At 70.1% G+C, this 14,220-nt stretch carries 14 protein-coding genes; 8 read left to right on the top strand and 6 right to left on the bottom strand.

All coding sequences use genetic code 11. From position 1 onward, the window contains the following. Positions 1-194 precede the first annotated feature (194 nt). Entirely contained in the window at positions 195-1,364 is a 1,170-nt protein-coding gene (locus AOK17_RS43595) for an FAD-dependent oxidoreductase (protein WP_055618191.1), read from the top strand. 34 nt (positions 1,365-1,398) lie between these two features. On the opposite strand, the gene AOK17_RS43590 is transcribed toward AOK17_RS43595, so the two are convergent. Further along, on the bottom strand, positions 1,399-2,592 hold the full coding sequence (locus tag AOK17_RS43590) for an MFS transporter (protein ID WP_055618190.1): 1,194 nt from the start codon (positions 2,590-2,592) through the stop codon (positions 1,399-1,401). 122 nt (positions 2,593-2,714) lie between these two features. Between AOK17_RS43590 and AOK17_RS43585 the strand changes: the two genes are divergently transcribed. The 3 genes from AOK17_RS43585 (at position 2,715) to AOK17_RS43575 (ending at position 4,911) form a co-directional block, all read left to right on the top strand. Beyond that, a complete protein-coding gene (locus AOK17_RS43585) occupies positions 2,715-3,152 on the top strand; it encodes a glutaredoxin domain-containing protein (RefSeq protein ID WP_055618192.1) in 438 nt (145 codons plus the stop codon). A 134-nt stretch (positions 3,153-3,286) separates the two neighbouring features. Next, positions 3,287-4,390 (top strand): DUF4037 domain-containing protein, encoded by a 1,104-nt coding sequence (locus AOK17_RS43580; RefSeq protein ID WP_055618189.1) that lies wholly within the window; start codon positions 3,287-3,289, stop codon positions 4,388-4,390. A gap of 140 nt (positions 4,391-4,530) precedes the next feature. Further along, a complete protein-coding gene (locus AOK17_RS43575) occupies positions 4,531-4,911 on the top strand; it encodes a RidA family protein (protein ID WP_055618188.1) in 381 nt (126 codons plus the stop codon). A gap of 261 nt (positions 4,912-5,172) precedes the next feature. Here the strand turns inward: AOK17_RS43575 and AOK17_RS43570 are convergent, their stop codons facing one another. Then, positions 5,173-5,595, bottom strand: coding sequence for an ankyrin repeat domain-containing protein (locus AOK17_RS43570; protein ID WP_055618187.1), 423 nt, complete (start codon positions 5,593-5,595; stop codon positions 5,173-5,175). Between the two features lie 109 nt (positions 5,596-5,704). Here AOK17_RS43570 and AOK17_RS43565 point away from each other — a divergent pair, with 109 nt between their 5' ends. The 3 genes from AOK17_RS43565 to pepN all read left to right on the top strand — a co-directional run bounded on the left by AOK17_RS43565 (position 5,705) and on the right by pepN (position 9,869). Next, the gene (locus AOK17_RS43565) at positions 5,705-6,667 is read left to right on the top strand and encodes an NAD(P)H-dependent flavin oxidoreductase (RefSeq protein ID WP_055618186.1); all 963 of its coding nucleotides are present in this window, start codon (positions 5,705-5,707) and stop codon (positions 6,665-6,667) included. Positions 6,668-6,822: 155 nt separating this feature from the next. Next, positions 6,823-7,230 (top strand): nuclear transport factor 2 family protein, encoded by a 408-nt coding sequence (locus AOK17_RS43560; RefSeq protein WP_107102657.1) that lies wholly within the window; start codon positions 6,823-6,825, stop codon positions 7,228-7,230. A gap of 137 nt (positions 7,231-7,367) precedes the next feature. Next, entirely contained in the window at positions 7,368-9,869 is a 2,502-nt protein-coding gene (pepN, locus tag AOK17_RS43555; RefSeq protein ID WP_055618184.1) for an aminopeptidase N, read from the top strand. 17 nt (positions 9,870-9,886) lie between these two features. On the opposite strand, the gene AOK17_RS43550 is transcribed toward pepN, so the two are convergent. Further along, positions 9,887-10,612, bottom strand: a complete 726-nt coding sequence (locus tag AOK17_RS43550) for an alpha/beta fold hydrolase (protein WP_055618183.1) — start codon at positions 10,610-10,612, stop codon at positions 9,887-9,889. Between the two features lie 157 nt (positions 10,613-10,769). Here AOK17_RS43550 and AOK17_RS43545 point away from each other — a divergent pair, with 157 nt between their 5' ends. Next, complete coding sequence (locus AOK17_RS43545; protein WP_055618182.1) at positions 10,770-11,606, top strand: helix-turn-helix domain-containing protein; 837 nt, start codon at positions 10,770-10,772, stop codon at positions 11,604-11,606. Positions 11,607-11,613: 7 nt separating this feature from the next. On the opposite strand, the gene AOK17_RS43540 is transcribed toward AOK17_RS43545, so the two are convergent. The 3 genes from AOK17_RS43540 to AOK17_RS43530 all read right to left on the bottom strand — a co-directional run. Next, positions 11,614-12,840 carry an ABC transporter permease gene (locus tag AOK17_RS43540; protein WP_055618181.1) on the bottom strand — a complete coding sequence of 409 codons (1,227 nt, stop codon included), beginning with the start codon at positions 12,838-12,840 and terminating at the stop codon, positions 11,614-11,616. Then, complete coding sequence (locus AOK17_RS43535) at positions 12,837-13,565, bottom strand: ABC transporter ATP-binding protein (RefSeq protein ID WP_055618180.1); 729 nt, start codon at positions 13,563-13,565, stop codon at positions 12,837-12,839. Before AOK17_RS43535 ends, AOK17_RS43540 begins: the two co-directional genes overlap by 4 nt. Further along, positions 13,562-14,220: efflux RND transporter periplasmic adaptor subunit (locus AOK17_RS43530; protein ID WP_483855189.1), on the bottom strand; the 659-nt coding region annotated here is incomplete at its 5' end. The genes AOK17_RS43535 and AOK17_RS43530, both read right to left, overlap by 4 nt.

The raw sequence follows: 14,220 nt of genomic DNA, 5'->3' as shown, positions 1-14,220 counted from the left end.
CCCCATGTCCCCGCACTGGCGTCAAGCCTCCTGGCCGGCCCGCCGGGGGACCTCATGTACCTGGTCTCTTCAGGTACTGATCAACGGCATCACCCACGCCTCGACTCCCGCCCCCGCCCCCACTCCGGCGCAGGACACCGACCGCACCGACAGCTGAACCCTCCCCACCGCCTCGACCAGTGCAAGGAGCAGCCATGACCGACAGCACTTCCACCCAGCCCACCCGACACCACCCCATCGCGATCATCGGAGCCGGCCTCGGCGGCCTCACCCTGGCCCGGGTGCTGCACGTCCGCGGCATCGAGGCGACCGTCTTCGACCTGGAGGCTTCACCCGAGGTCCGTACTCAGGGAGGCATGCTCGACATCCACGAGAACTCCGGCCAGGACGCGCTGCGCGCCGCGGGCCTGTACGACGAGTTCCGCAAGCTGATCCATCCCGGCGGCCAGGCGATGCGTCTCGTCGACCCACAGGGCACGGTGCGCCTGGCCGAGGAGGACGACGGCAACGGCGACCGTCCCGAAGTGGACCGCGGACAGCTCCGCGACCTGCTGCTGGACTCGCTTCCGGCGGGCACCATTCACTGGGGAAAGCGGGCGACCGGCGCCCGGGAGCTGGACCGCGGCCGTCACGAGGTGACCTTCGCGGACGGCACGGCGATCACCACCGACCTGCTCATCGGTGCGGACGGCGCCTGGTCACGCATCCGCCCCCTTGTCTCCGATGCCCTCCCCGCCTACACGGGCATCTCCTTCGTCGAGACCGACCTGCTGGAGGCCGCCTCCCGCCACCCGGCCGCCGCCGCGCTGGTCGGAGACGGATTCTTCATCTGCCTCGGCGACCACAAGGGCTTCCTCGTCCACAACGAGTCCGACGGCAGCATCCACGTCTACACCGCGGTCAAGGCAGCCGAGGACTGGCTCGACACCATCGACTTCACCGACACGGAGGCCGCGAAGAAGCAAGTCCTCGCCCACTTCGACGGCTGGCACGAAGACCTGCGCGCGCTGGTCGCCGACGCCGACGGCCCCGCGGTACCTCGCCGTATCCACGCCCTGCCTGTCGGCCACCGCTGGGACCACCACGTCGGCGTCACCCTCCTCGGCGACGCAGCGCACCTGATGTCCCCCTTCGCGGGCGAGGGAGCCAACCTGGCCATGCTCGACGGCGCCCAGCTCGGCCGGGCAATCGCCGACCACCCGGGCGACACCGAGTCCGCCCTCACCACCTACGAACAGGAACTCTTCCCTCGCAGCGAGGAGTCCGCCACCGACTCCGCCGCGAGCCTGGAGCTGATGTTCGGCGACAACGCTCTGCAGGGCGTGTACGACCAGTTCGCCTCCCACTCCCACGCCGACAACTGACGTTGCCCGCAGCACCCCAGGGGGAGCCCACACCTCACGTCTTCGTTCGTATCGGTCGCCGGAGCAAGTAGAGGCCCGCGGTCGAGACCAGGACGGCCATGCAGGCGATGAACACCAGCCCCGCGCCCTCCAGGCCGATCGGACCGGTCAGTACTCCCACACCGATCACCGGAACCGAGATGCCCGCGTAGGCCACCACGAACAGCGTCGAGATCACTGACGCACGGCGGTCCGCGGGAGAGGCCTGGGCCACCGCGGACAGCGCCCCGCGAAACGCCAGACCCTGCCCGACCCCGCCGACGATCGCGCTCAGCACCACCAACGAGAGCAGGTCCCAGTGCAGTGCGCCCGCGAGCAGCGCCAGTCCGGCGAGGAGCCCGGCACAGCCCAGCGGCAGTGACCGTGCCAACCCGACCCGGCCGACCGCCAGTTGACCTGCGGTCGACGAGAAGAAGGCGAGCGCGACGACGAGCCCGCTCACGGCGTGGTTGTCCACGTCCAGGGACTCCGCCAGGAACGCCGGGCTGACCGACGTGAACACCCCGAACAGCGCGAACCCCACGAACGAGGCGATCGCCGCGGGCACGAACGCCTTCCGCACCTGCGGGGGCACACCGGGCCGCTGCGGCCGTACCGTGCTCAGCGGTCGCCGTTCGCGTACGGTCTCCGGCAGCCACCACAGCAGGACGGCGGCCGAACCGGCCGCCAGCGCGAGGTGTACGACGAACGGCAGGTACAGCGGCCAGGCGGCGTACTGGGCGAGGACTCCGGCGAGCAGCGGACCGCAGCCCAGCCCGCCCATGTTGGCGGCGGTCGCCACGAACGTGGCCCGGGACGCACCGCCGTCCGGTGCCAGCTCCATCACGTACACCGTGGCGGCCCCGGTGAAGAGACCGGCGGACAGTCCAGAGAACAACCGCCCCACATACAGCCAGCCCAGTCCGGTGGCACACAGGAAGCAGACGGCACTGGCCGCCGCGAACCCCAGGCCCCACAGCAGCACCGGCCGCCTGCCCACGGCATCCGAGACGTTGCCCGTCAGCAGCAGCACAGCGATGACCCCGAAGGCGTACACGGCGTACACCACGGTCACCGTCAGCTCGGAGAACCCGAACTTCTCCTGATAGAGGGGGTAGAGCGGGGTCGGCAGCGTGGTGCCGGCCATGCACACGGCGAACACCGCCCCGCTGAGCAAACACTGGCGCCACCCTCGGCGATCACCATCCATGCCGCCGACGGTAATCCCGTGATCCGCTGGGCACCGGCGCGGCGTGCCCGACGCGCCGCCAATACGGAAAAGTGGCGGATGCCCGGGAACAGCTCCGTTCCGGCTCGATAGCCTGGGCCATCATGATGCGCGCTTGGATCCTGCCGATGTTGCTCGTGCTCAGCGGCTCATTCGTTGCTGCCGGGCTGCTCCTCAGGGGAAGCACCGGCGCTGCCGTAGCGCTCCTGCTGGTGTTTCTGCTGCTCGCAGGCGTGAACTCGCCGCTGATCTTCCCGAGGTCGATCGGCGCCCTGGAGGCCCAACGCCGCAGCGCGGTCGACGGCCGGCCGGTCGTCTTCTGGCGGCCGGGCTGCGTGTACTGCCTGCGACTGCGCATACGGTTGGGCCGCAGCGCCCGCCGGTTGCACTGGGTCGACATCTGGCGTGACGCGGATGGAGCAGCGGTGGTGCGGGCGGCCAACGATGGCAATGAGACCGTGCCGACTCTCGTCGTGGCGGGCCGACCGTACGTCAACCCCGACCCCGCATGGGTGCGCGAACAGCTCTCCCCTCCAGCGTGATCGGGAGCGGCTGTCTCGCGGTTGGTGGTGGGGCGGTTCTACAAACTCCATGCCGTACGCGCAATCACCCCCGCACTCGCTGGACGTGTAAAAGCCTTCGACCGACCGCATGCCGATCCGGCACGCTCCACGGCATGACCACGCCGTCCTTCGTCCCCGGACTGGAACTCTCCCGCCACTTCTACTTCGAAGCCGTACGGCCCCTGCTGGACGAGGCCATCCCCGGAATTGCGCACTCCGCCGCTCGCCTGGGCAGCGGCTCGGAAGTCCTCGGATTCGACACCGCCCGCTCCGCCGACCACGAGTGGGGCCCGCGTCTGCAGCTGTTCTTGGACCCGCAGGACGTCACCCGTCATGGCGCGACGATCACGGAACTGCTCTCCGAACGCCTGCCCAAGACATTCCGCGGCTACCCGACGCACTTCGCCTCGGCCGGTGAAGCGGGCATTCGGGTCATGGAGAGGACCGACGGGCCGGTCCACCACCGGGTCGAAGTCACGGACCTGGGCGCCTGGTTCACCGCCCAACTGGGCTTCGACCCGCGCAGGGGCGTCACACCGGCGGACTGGCTGGCCACGCCCGCCCAGCTGCTCGCCGAGGTCACCGGCGGTGCCGTCTTCCTCGACGGACTCGGTGAGCTCGCGTCGGCGCGCGCGGCCCTCGACTGGTACCCACACGATCTCTGGCTCTACCTGCTCGCCTGCCAGTGGCAGCGCATCTCCCAGGAGGAAGCCTTCGTCGGCCGTTGCGGCGAAGTGGGCGACGAGCTCGGCTCCGCTGTCGTCGCAGGCCGCCTGGTGCGCGATGTGATGCGGCTCTGCCTGCTCATGGACCGCCGTTATCCGCCTTACAGCAAGTGGCTCGGCAGCGCCTTCGCCCGCGTTCCCCAGGCGTCCGCCCTCACGCCGGTCCTCACCGCGGCCCTCGCCGCCACCGACTGGCACACCCGCGAGCACCACCTGACCCACGCCTACGAGGCGATCGCGGTCATGCACAACCAGCTCGGCCTCACCGAACCCGTCGACCCCGCCACACGGCCCTACCACAGCAGACCATTCCAAGTGCTGTACGCCGAACGTTTCACCGAGGCGCTGGTTGCCCGCATCACGGACCCGGCCATCGATTCCCTGCCGACGATCGGCACCGTCGACCAGTTCATCGACAGCACCGACGTCCTCAGCCGCCCCGAACTGACCCGCGCCGCCACCCACGTAACGGTGTCTCAAGGGACAAGCTGAGTTCTGGCAACACCGGAAGGCTTGCGGTGGGAGCATCGAAGCGCTCTGTGGGACGAGGCTGCGATGGCAGACCTTCGACCGGCTGGTGGCCGAGGTGACGGCCAAGTTGAGCAGGAACCTTCCTGACAGGAGCCCAATCGATGCCCCGAGAAGTCATCTCCACCCCCGACGCGCCGGAGTTTCCCACCTACAGCCAGGCGGTCAAGGTCGGCAACACGATCTACGTTGCTGGAACGGTCGGCGTCGATGTGACGACCGGTGAGCTCGCAGGCTCCACGATCCAGGAGCAGACCCGCCGGTCGCTGCTCAACTGCCAAGCGATCCTGCGTGCCGGTGGCGCCGAGCTGAGTGACGCGGTGATGGTCCACACCCTGCTCATGCGACCCGAAGACGCCGACGGCGTCGTCGAGGTCTTCGACGAGTTCTTCCCAGACGTGCGACCGCCGCGTTGCGTCAGCAAGCTCGGCGTCGACCGGCCAGGCATCCTGGTGTCCATCGCCATGACAGCCGTGACGGACTGAGCCGTTGCCGCCCACCTCGCCTGCACCGTCCCTGGCCGGCTGGCTGGACGGTCGGCGGTGGCCCTCACCTCAGGACCCGCGTGCCGGCGCCTTCCGGCATGAGGGTGATCTCGACAAGGTCGCCCGGCTCCGGCAGCCACCGGAAGGCGAAACGGCGGCCGGGTTCCGCGGCCACCATCGTCGCGGGAAAGCTGCATGCCGTGACGGTAACGGGGCCGGGCGGCAGGTGCACCGAGCCGAGTTGGTCCGTGGGCGGCGGTGCTATGTGTCTGCCGCTCCGGCTTTCCTGAGGAGTTCGGCTGTCTCGGGGTGAGGGCCGATGTTCGCCCAGTGCAGAGGGGAGCGGCCTGTGCCGTGATCTTCATGCAGGTTCGGATCGGCGCCGTGCGCCAACAGTTCGCGCACTGTGTCGGTGTGCCCCCAACATGAGGCTGCGCACAACGGCGTGCCGTCCGAGCCGACTCCGCTGCTCTCGGCGTCGGGGGAGGCTCCGGCGACCAGGAGCAGGCGGGCGATGTCTGCTTCTCCGTTCACGGATGCCACGTACAGAGGGGTGGTGCCCTCACTGTCTCCTTGCTGCGGGTCGGCTCCGGACCGCAGCGCTGCCTGCACGCGGGCGGTTTCACCCGCCAGAATCGCTGCGAAGAGTTGACGGGAGAGCTTCTTCCGCTGCCGCTGGTTCATGGGGGCCGAGGCTAACGACCGGGTGCGCGGCGGGGCCAGTCATATCCGCTCCGCTCACCCCGCAGAAGGTGACGTTCGCGGGAGCGGGTTGAAGGGGATGGAAGCGGTTATGGGGCTGTCGACGCGGTTCACGGAGTTGCTCGGTGTGCAGCACCCGATCGCGCTGGCGCCGATGGGCGGATCGGCCGGTGGTGCGCTGGCGGCGGCCGTGTCTCGTGGCGGCGGGCTCGGGACGCTGGGCTCAGCGAACGGGGACCCGGAGTGGCTGGCCCGCGAGCTGCCGCTCATCGCGGAGGCCGGCGGGAAGCCGTGGGGCATCGGGTTCCTGACCTGGCAGATCGACGCCGACGCGATCGAACGGGCGTTGGAACACCGGCCCAGGGCAGTGATGTTGTCCTTCGGGGACCCGAGCCCGTTCGCTGAGCGCATCCGCGCGTCGGGCACGGTGCTGATCATCCAGGTGACCGACCTGGAAGAGGCCAGACAAGCGGTTGACCTGGGCGCCGATGTCATCGTGGCGCAGGGCACCGAGAGCGGTGGGCATGGGGCCCGACAAGGGCGCTCCACCTTGCCGTTCGTGCCGGTCGTGGTGGATCTTGCGGCACCCGTGCCAGTACTGGCGGCCGGCGGGATCGCCGACGGCCGCGGGGTGGCGGCGGCCCTGGCGCTGGGCGCCGCGGGAGCGCTCGTAGGCACACGCTTCCAAGCCACGACCGAGGCCCTCGTGGATCCCTCGACCGCCAAGGCGATCGTCGAGGGACATGGCGAGGACACCGAGCGCAACCGGGTGCTCGACATCGCCCGAGGCTCCCGGTGGCCGTCGAAGTACACCGCTCGGACCCTGGGCCACCGCTACCTCGACCTGTGGCGGGGCAGGGAAGCCGAACTCGCCGCGGACCCCAGGGCCAGGCAGGACTACCAACAGGACGTGGCGCAGGGGGAGATCCCCTCGCTGCCGATGTGGGCCGGCGAGGCGGTCGACCTCATCACCGACCTGCCATCCGCGGCTGATCTCGTCGTCACCCTGGCAGCGCAGGCCGAAGACGCACTCAACCGCGCCGGAAGACTCTGATCGGACCGGTCGGCCATCCGGCGGCGCGCAGGCAACAGCCCTCCCAGGCTGCTCGTTGGCCCATCGGACGAAAGGTGAACGTTCGCGGAAACCACGATCCCGCGTGCGTCGCTGTGGTGATGTGGTCCTTTGTGTCCGCGACCAGGGAGGTTCCCGTGTCCAGAACGCCCCAGGAGATCTTCGAGAGTTACATCTACGCCGGAACCGTGAGCCGCAATGCCGATTCCCTGGCCGAGAGCTTCACCGAGGACGGCGTCTTCGAGGCACCGCTCATGCCTGCCGACGCCGCCTTCCCCAGGCGTTTGGTGGGGCGTGAGGAGATCCGGAGCGCCATGGCGGCGTACTACGAGCAGCCGGTGAAGGACGGCCGCTCGCCGAACTTCGAGAAGTCCGGGTACGTGCTGCACACCACCGCCAGCCCCGATGTCTTCATCGCCGAGATCGACACGGTCTTCGACGGGGACGGCGAGGACGTGGCTGTCTCGCTGGTGCAGATCTTCCGCATCCGCGACGGGAAGATCGCCCGGCTGCGTGACTACTTCGCGCCGGAGCTGATGAGCTGAGTACGCCGACGTCCCCGAGCGGGTGCGGCCAACGGCTGCGGCATGGAACCCGAGGCCCGTTCGGCACGCCGAAAACCCGGCGCCCGCAACCGTCCTCCGTCGTACGCTGACGCCCGTTGTCTGCCGAGGGAGGACGCATGGAGATCCGGAGCCTGACCCGTACCGAAGCCGAGCGCCGGGGCGCGCTGTTGAAGGTCGAGCGGTACGACGTGGACATCGATCTCACCGGCCTGGCCGACGGCCCGGAGGTCCGGTGTGTCTCCACCATGGCCTTCAGCTGTCGCGAGCCGGGCGCGGAGACCTTCGTGGACTGCGCGGCGGAGGTGCGGAGCGCCACCCTGAACGGCAGACCCCTCACCCCCACCGGGGACGGCCGGATAGCCCTACCCGCGCTTGCCGGGCACAACGTCCTGCGGGTGGAGAGCGTCCAGGCCGACACAACCACGGGCCAGGGCGCACACAGGGCGATCGACCCCGCGGACGGCGAGGTCTACGTGTGGATGAGTTTCGAACCGGACGAGGCCCGCTTCGTCTGGGCGTGCTTCGATCAACCCGACCTCAAGGCCCCGCACGCCTTCACCGTCACGGCGCCGCCCGCGTGGACCGTCACCAGCAACTCCGGCGACCCTCGCGTCGAGGAGCTGGAGTCGGCCCGCCGCTGGACCTTCCCGGACACCCCGCCGCTGTCGACGTACAACACCGTCGTCAACGCGGGCCCCTTCCACGAGATCCGCCGCGAGGCCGACGGCCACGACCTGGGCATCTACGCCCGCCGCTCCCTCGCTCCGATTCTCGATCGTGACGCCGACGAGCTCTTCACCCTCACCCGACAGGGGCTCGCCTTTTTCGGCGAGGTCTTCGCGATGCCGTTCCCGCAGCGCAAGTACGACCAGGTGTTCGTGCCCGAGTTCGGCGGGGCGATGGAGAACTACGGCTGTGTGACCTGGTCGGACGCGTTCCTGCGGCGGGCCACGCCGACGCCCGCCGAGAGCGAGCTGCTCGCGAAGGTGCTGCTGCACGAGATGGCGCACATGTGGTTCGGCAACATCGTCACCATGCGGTGGTGGGACGACCTCTGGCTGAACGAGGCGTTCGCGGAGTTCGCCTGCCACTGGGCCGCCGAGCGCGCGACCCGGTACACCGACGCGTGGGCGAGCCACCTGGCGGGCGGCAAGCTCAGGGCGTACCTCTCCGACCAGGGTCCCGTCTCGCACCCGATCCACCAGCCCATCCATGACGTCGCCCAGGCCGCGTCGATCTTCGACAACATCACCTATCCCAAGGGCGCCTCGGTCCTCCAGCAGCTCATGACGTATGTCGGCGAAGAGCGCTTCAGGGCCGGCATGACCGCATACTTCGCGCGTCACGCGTGGGGCAGCGCCACTCTCCAGGACCTGATCGACGCTCTCTCCGAGGCCAGTGGGCGGGACCTGGACACGTGGCGCACCGCCTGGCTCGCGACGGCGGGCACCGACCGCTTCTCACTGGAACGTGACGGCGACACCGTCACGCTCGTGGCCTCCGACACCCCGCGCCCGCAGGTCCTGGCAGTGGGCGCGTACAGCAGGAACAACGCCCCGAACGGCAGGAACGGCGACACGAACAACGACACGAGCGGCGAAGTCCTGGAACGCAGGGCCCTCGTGCGCGTCGAGGTCACGCAGACCCGCACTCCGGTCACCGGTCTCCCGACCGGGGCGGACCTCGACGTTCTGCTGATCAACGACGAGGACCTGACCTTCGCCACGACCCGTCCCGACCCCGCGACCAGGGACGCCTTCTTCCGCTCGGCGGCACAACTCCCCAGTGCCATCTCCCGAGGAGTGGCCACGGCGACCGTGTGGGACATGCTGACCACCGGCGAGGCCACGGCGGCGGAAGCCGGGCGGTGCATCACCGCCGTCCTCACGGCAGAGACGTCGGACGCCGTGATCGAGCCCTGTCTGACCCTCGCCGCGAACATCGCCGAACTGTGGGCGCCGGAAGGCGAACGCGCCGGACTGACGGCAGCGGTGGCGGAGGCCTGCCTGCGCCTCGCCCTGGACCCTGGCCGTCGCCAGGTCGCCCTGCGCGGACTGGCCCGCACCGCGACGAAACCGGACGACCTGGCGTGGCTCCGCGAACAGGCCGGCGACGATGTGGACCTGCTCTGGCGAGCGCTGGTCCGTGAGGCGGAACTTGGCGGGGACGTCTCCTCGGAGAGTGCCGTCCTGCTGGAACGCGACCCGGACCCCGACGCCTGGGTCCGCGCCCTCACCGTACGGGCCGCCCTGCCGGACCCCGCCGCGAAGGCAGAGGTCTGGCAGAAGCTGGCGGTGGACCGTGCGGTGCCCGTCAACTCGGTCGGCCAGGTGGCGGCGGCGTTCTGGCGCCCCGACCAGGACGCCCTGTTGACGCCCTACACGCAGCACTACCTGGACTCGATCCCGCACCTGCACCGGGGCGGGATGATCCCGGCGATGGTCTTCGCGGGCCAGCTCTTCCCACCGCACGCCATCGACCCCACGTACATCGAGGAGGCCCAGAAGGCGTCCGACGAGGCGGCCCCGGTGGTCCGCAACACCCTTCTGGAACGCTCGGACACGGTGAAGCGAATGCTCCACTCCCGGGGCACCGAGACGGACCGAGTGAGCGGGTGACCGGGTGGGTGAGTTGGTCAGCCGAGCTTGAGCAGCAGTTCGGCGAGCTCGACCGGCATCGTGACCATGCAGTCGTGGCCCGTCGCCAGTTCCCACACCTGTGCCGGTGCGCCGTTGGGCTGTGTCGCGGGGACGGGGCGCCGGTCGAAGCCGTCCGGCTTGCCGACGGTGCAGTGGATGTGGGTCCGCGGGATCGCGTTCACGGCCGGGTTGTCGAGCCGGACCGGTTGCTGGAGACAGCGCACCGGCTGGTCCGACAGCATGGTCCGCAGCCAGGCGACGTCCGCCGGGTCGGTGACCCCGAACAGGCCCGACGGCGGGGGCAGTTCGGGCAGCGGCGGAACCCGCCAGCCACTGGCGGACTCCACGGCCAGGTCGATCAGAGCCTGGGTCACGGGCAGGACATCGGCCGCGCTCTCGCCGTCCTCCGGCACCATCGCATCGAGGTAGACCAACCCCCCGATCCGGTCCGGGACCTGGTTGGCCGCGGACGAGATGACCAGCCCGGCGTAACTGTGTCCGACGAGGACCACTTCGGTGAGGTCTTCCTCGACGATCAGCCTGACGATGTCGTCGACATGGGTGTCGAGCCCTACCTCGGCGCTGAGCAGATGAGCCTTGTCGCCATAGCCAGTCAGCGACGGCGCGAGCACCCGATGCCCGGCCGACGCCAGCAACGGGACCACCCGCTGCCAGCACTCTCCACTGTGCCAGGCACCATGTACCAGCAGATACGTCGACATGTTTGCGCTCCTTGCTGTGCTTGTCCGCGCCGCGGGCAGGCGATGAAGTGGGCCGCCGGTCACGCTGCCGCCCGGGTTCCGACCGAGCCAGGGCCCCCGCGATCCTGGGGGTGACAGGACCAGGCACGCGCACAACCGCGCGAATTACAGTGGAGAGATGACCGACGGACCGAACCTGCTGGGCGACTACGTACGTGCCCGCCGTGAGCTCGTCACTCCCGAACAGGTCGGTATCCCCGTCATGGGGGTACGGCGCGTACCGGGTCTGCGGCGGGAAGAGGTCGCGATGCTCGCCGGTATCAGCGCCGACTACTACCTGCGCCTGGAACAGGGCCGCGACCGCAACCCCTCCGTGCAGGTCCTGGAGTCCATCGCGCGCGTGCTGCGGCTCGACAAGGACGCGACGGCGCACCTGCTGCTCGGCGCCGACCGACCCCGACGGCATCGCACCAGGCCCCGGCCGCGGAAGGAGACCGTCCCGTCGAGCATCGCCAAACTCGTCGCCACGCTCCAGCTCCCCGCGCTGGTCGAGGGGCACTACTTCGACGTCCTCGCCGCCAACACCTTGGCGACGGCCCTGTCGCCACGCTTCACGGCGGGCGCCAACCGACTGCGGTCCCTGTTCCTCGACCCGGCCGAGCAGGCGCTCTACCCGTACTGGGAAGGCGCCGCCGGGGGCATGGTCGCCGGCTTCCGCGAGTCGGTCGGCACCGACACGGACGACCCCCGGTTCATCGAGCTCGTCGGCGAACTCTCCCTCGCCAGCCCCCTGTTCAGCCGACTCTGGGCCCGGCACGACGTACAGGCCTGCGAAGCCACGCCCAAGCACATCGAGCACCCCCAGGTCGGCGGGTTGCAGCTGAACCGGGAGCGGCTGAGCATCGACGGCGCGCCAGGCCAGACGCTCGTCGTCTACCACCCGGACCCCGGCACCGACAGCGCCGACAGACTGGCCCTCCTCGCCTCCGCCATACAGCCGTCTGTACGGACGTGACGAGCCGCTAGACGGTGGCCAGTGCCTCCGTAGGTGTGAGCCGGGCCGCTCGGACCGATGGGTAGACGCCGGCCACCACCCCGATCACCACGGCACCTCCCACCCCGCTCAGCACAGCCGCCGCCGGGACGACCGGGGGCCAGTCGTGCCAGGACGCGTAGCCGACCGTGGCCAGGATGCCGATGACCGTGCCCGCCAGTCCGCCCAGCGTGGACAGGACCACCGACTCCGTCAGGAACTGGCCGCGGATCTGGCCCCGGCTCGCACCCAGCGCACGGCGCAGCCCGATCTCCCGGCGCCGCTCCAGCACCGAGACCACCATCGTGTTGGCCACCCCGATCCCGCCCACCAGCAGAGCGACTCCCGCCAGGCCCAGGAACAGCGCCGAGAACGTGGACTGGGTGGCGCGTTTGGCGGCCAGCGCGTCGGACGGCTTGCTGATCTGGACCATGCCGGGCAGTTGTGGATTGAGCGTGGCGGGGAGAACGTCCCGGACTGCCTCGACCTGGGACTCCCGCGCTTTGACGTAGATCACGGTGGGGTGGCCGTCGAACTTCAGTGTGTCGTGGGCGGTCTGCCAGTCGACGAACACCGCCCGGTCCAGATCGGGGGAGAGCGGCGTCCGCCGCAGGATGCCGATGACGGTGAACCAGTGGCCGCCTACGAAGATCTGCGGGTTCCCGGTCACCTGGGGGATGCCGAGCCGGGACGCTGCCACCGAGCCCAGCACCACGGTCGGCAGCCGCTCGGTCGACGAGCTGAGGAACCGGCCCGACATCAGTCGGCCGTTGACGGCCTTCAGCAGCCCCGGCCGAGTGGCCAGCACGCTGATGCCGGAGAAGTCACCGGGGTCGACCCGGTCCGAACGGTGCACGTCGGCATGGGTGTTGGCGACCACCCCGACCGTGGTGACCGGGCCGATGCGGCGGGCCATCGCGGGGGACTCCTCGGGCAGCAGCACCGGCGGATCCTGGTCGGGCATCGGCTGGGCCCGCAGCATGTCGGTGCCCAGCGCCGAGAGTTCCGCCATCAGGGCCCGCTGGCTCGACGCCGGGATGCCGGTCACCACGATCAGTGTCGCGATACCGATGGAGATGCCCAGGGCGGACAGGGCGGCCCGCAGCTTGCGGGTACGGATGCCCAGCAGCCCGAGACCGAGCAGATCGACCGGGGCGAGCCGGACGGGTCGGGGTCTTGTGCGGCGGCGGGCCGACGCGACTTCGGTTCCTGTCATGCGGGAGCGTTCCCTGCCTTCTTGGTGTCTGCGACGGGCTGGGCCACGGCCCCGGCTCGGGTGTCCGTGACGATCCGCCCGTCGCGGAGTTCCACCGTGCGGGGCAGCAGGGAGGCGATGTCGCGGTCATGGGTGATGACCGCGATGGTCGTGCCGTCGTCGTTGAGCGCGCTGAGCAGATCGAGGACGGCGGTGCCGTTCGCGGTGTCGAGAGCGCCGGTCGGCTCGTCCGCCAGGACCAGCATGGGTTGATGGACGAGGGCCCGGGCGATCGCCACGCGTTGCCGTTCGCCACCGGACAGCTGTTGGGGGAGATGGCCTGAGCGATGGTCGAGCCCCACCCTCGCCAGCGCCTCCAGGGCGCGCGGCCGACGCGATCGACGGGGGACGCCCGCGTACAGCAGCCCGGTCGCCACGTTCTCCCAGGCGCTCAGCCCGTCGGTGAGATGGAACTGCTGGAAGACGAAGCCGAGTTGGCGGCCACGCAGTGCCGACAACTCCCGGTCGGAGAGGCTCATGACATCCTCGCCGTCGATCTCCACGGTTCCGGAGGTCGGCCGGTCCAAGGTGCCCATGATGTGCAGCAGAGTGGACTTCCCGGATCCTGACGGGCCGACGATGGCGAGGAGTTCGCCCTCTTCGATCGTCAACGACACGTCGTCCAGGGCCTTGACCCCGCCTCCGTATGCCATGCCGACCCCGCGGACGCTGAGTACCGGCGTCATGAGGCGGTCACCACGCGCAGCCCTTCCGAGATCTCCGGCCCGCTGACCTCGACCCTGCCCTTGGCGAACAGGCCGGTCTCCACGGGCAGTAGTCGGCCGCCCGGCCGTTGCAGGGCGTAGCCGCCCTCGCTCAGGGCCAGCAGCGCGCCGACCGGCACCACGAGGACGTCCTTCTTGGCGGCCGAGGTGAAGCCGACCCGGACGGACCCGGAGTCCGCATCGCGTACGGGTTCGGCGTCGGGGTCGTCGAGGCCCACGGTCACCGTGAGCTGGGGCTCGCCGCCCGCGTTCTGGTCCGCGGACTGTGCGTCGCTGCTCAGCGCGGTGACGTGTCCCCGGACGGTGGAGTTGTCCGGCAGGGTCACGGTCACCTTGTTGCCCCTGCGGACGGAGCCGGTCGCGTCCGCCTTCAGGGGGACGGTGACCTGCCTGACGGTCGAGGTGACCGACAGCAGGTCCCCGCCGGCCGCGTCACCGGGCTCCGCCAGCAGACCGCCGACGCGCACGGCACCGGAGAGCACGATCGCGTCCCCCGGCCCCAGCTCACCGGTGGCCGCAGCGCCGGTACGGGACTGCCAGCGCTTGAGCGCGGCGATCACGCCCGCCGTCAACACACCCTCTCCGCGGCGGACTTGGACGGGAGCGGGGGAGGGGG

Source organism: Streptomyces phaeochromogenes, assembly GCF_001418655.1.
GTDB lineage: Bacteria > Actinomycetota > Actinomycetes > Streptomycetales > Streptomycetaceae > Streptomyces > Streptomyces phaeochromogenes.
Note: the sequence above shows the minus strand (reverse complement) of the source record. Positions and strands in the feature narration are given on the sequence as shown.

Coding starts and splice junctions, on each gene's coding strand:
- AOK17_RS43595 (WP_055618191.1), top strand. CDS start 195: ATGACCGACAGCACTTCCACCCAGCCCACCCGACACCACCCCATCGCG.
- AOK17_RS43590 (WP_055618190.1), bottom strand. CDS start 2,592: ATGGATGGTGATCGCCGAGGGTGGCGCCAGTGTTTGCTCAGCGGGGCG.
- AOK17_RS43585 (WP_055618192.1), top strand. CDS start 2,715: ATGATGCGCGCTTGGATCCTGCCGATGTTGCTCGTGCTCAGCGGCTCA.
- AOK17_RS43580 (WP_055618189.1), top strand. CDS start 3,287: ATGACCACGCCGTCCTTCGTCCCCGGACTGGAACTCTCCCGCCACTTC.
- AOK17_RS43575 (WP_055618188.1), top strand. CDS start 4,531: ATGCCCCGAGAAGTCATCTCCACCCCCGACGCGCCGGAGTTTCCCACC.
- AOK17_RS43570 (WP_055618187.1), bottom strand. CDS start 5,595: ATGAACCAGCGGCAGCGGAAGAAGCTCTCCCGTCAACTCTTCGCAGCG.
- AOK17_RS43565 (WP_055618186.1), top strand. CDS start 5,705: ATGGGGCTGTCGACGCGGTTCACGGAGTTGCTCGGTGTGCAGCACCCG.
- pepN (WP_055618184.1), top strand. CDS start 7,368: ATGGAGATCCGGAGCCTGACCCGTACCGAAGCCGAGCGCCGGGGCGCG.
- AOK17_RS43550 (WP_055618183.1), bottom strand. CDS start 10,612: ATGTCGACGTATCTGCTGGTACATGGTGCCTGGCACAGTGGAGAGTGC.
- AOK17_RS43545 (WP_055618182.1), top strand. CDS start 10,770: ATGACCGACGGACCGAACCTGCTGGGCGACTACGTACGTGCCCGCCGT.
- AOK17_RS43540 (WP_055618181.1), bottom strand. CDS start 12,840: ATGACAGGAACCGAAGTCGCGTCGGCCCGCCGCCGCACAAGACCCCGA.
- AOK17_RS43535 (WP_055618180.1), bottom strand. CDS start 13,565: ATGACGCCGGTACTCAGCGTCCGCGGGGTCGGCATGGCATACGGAGGC.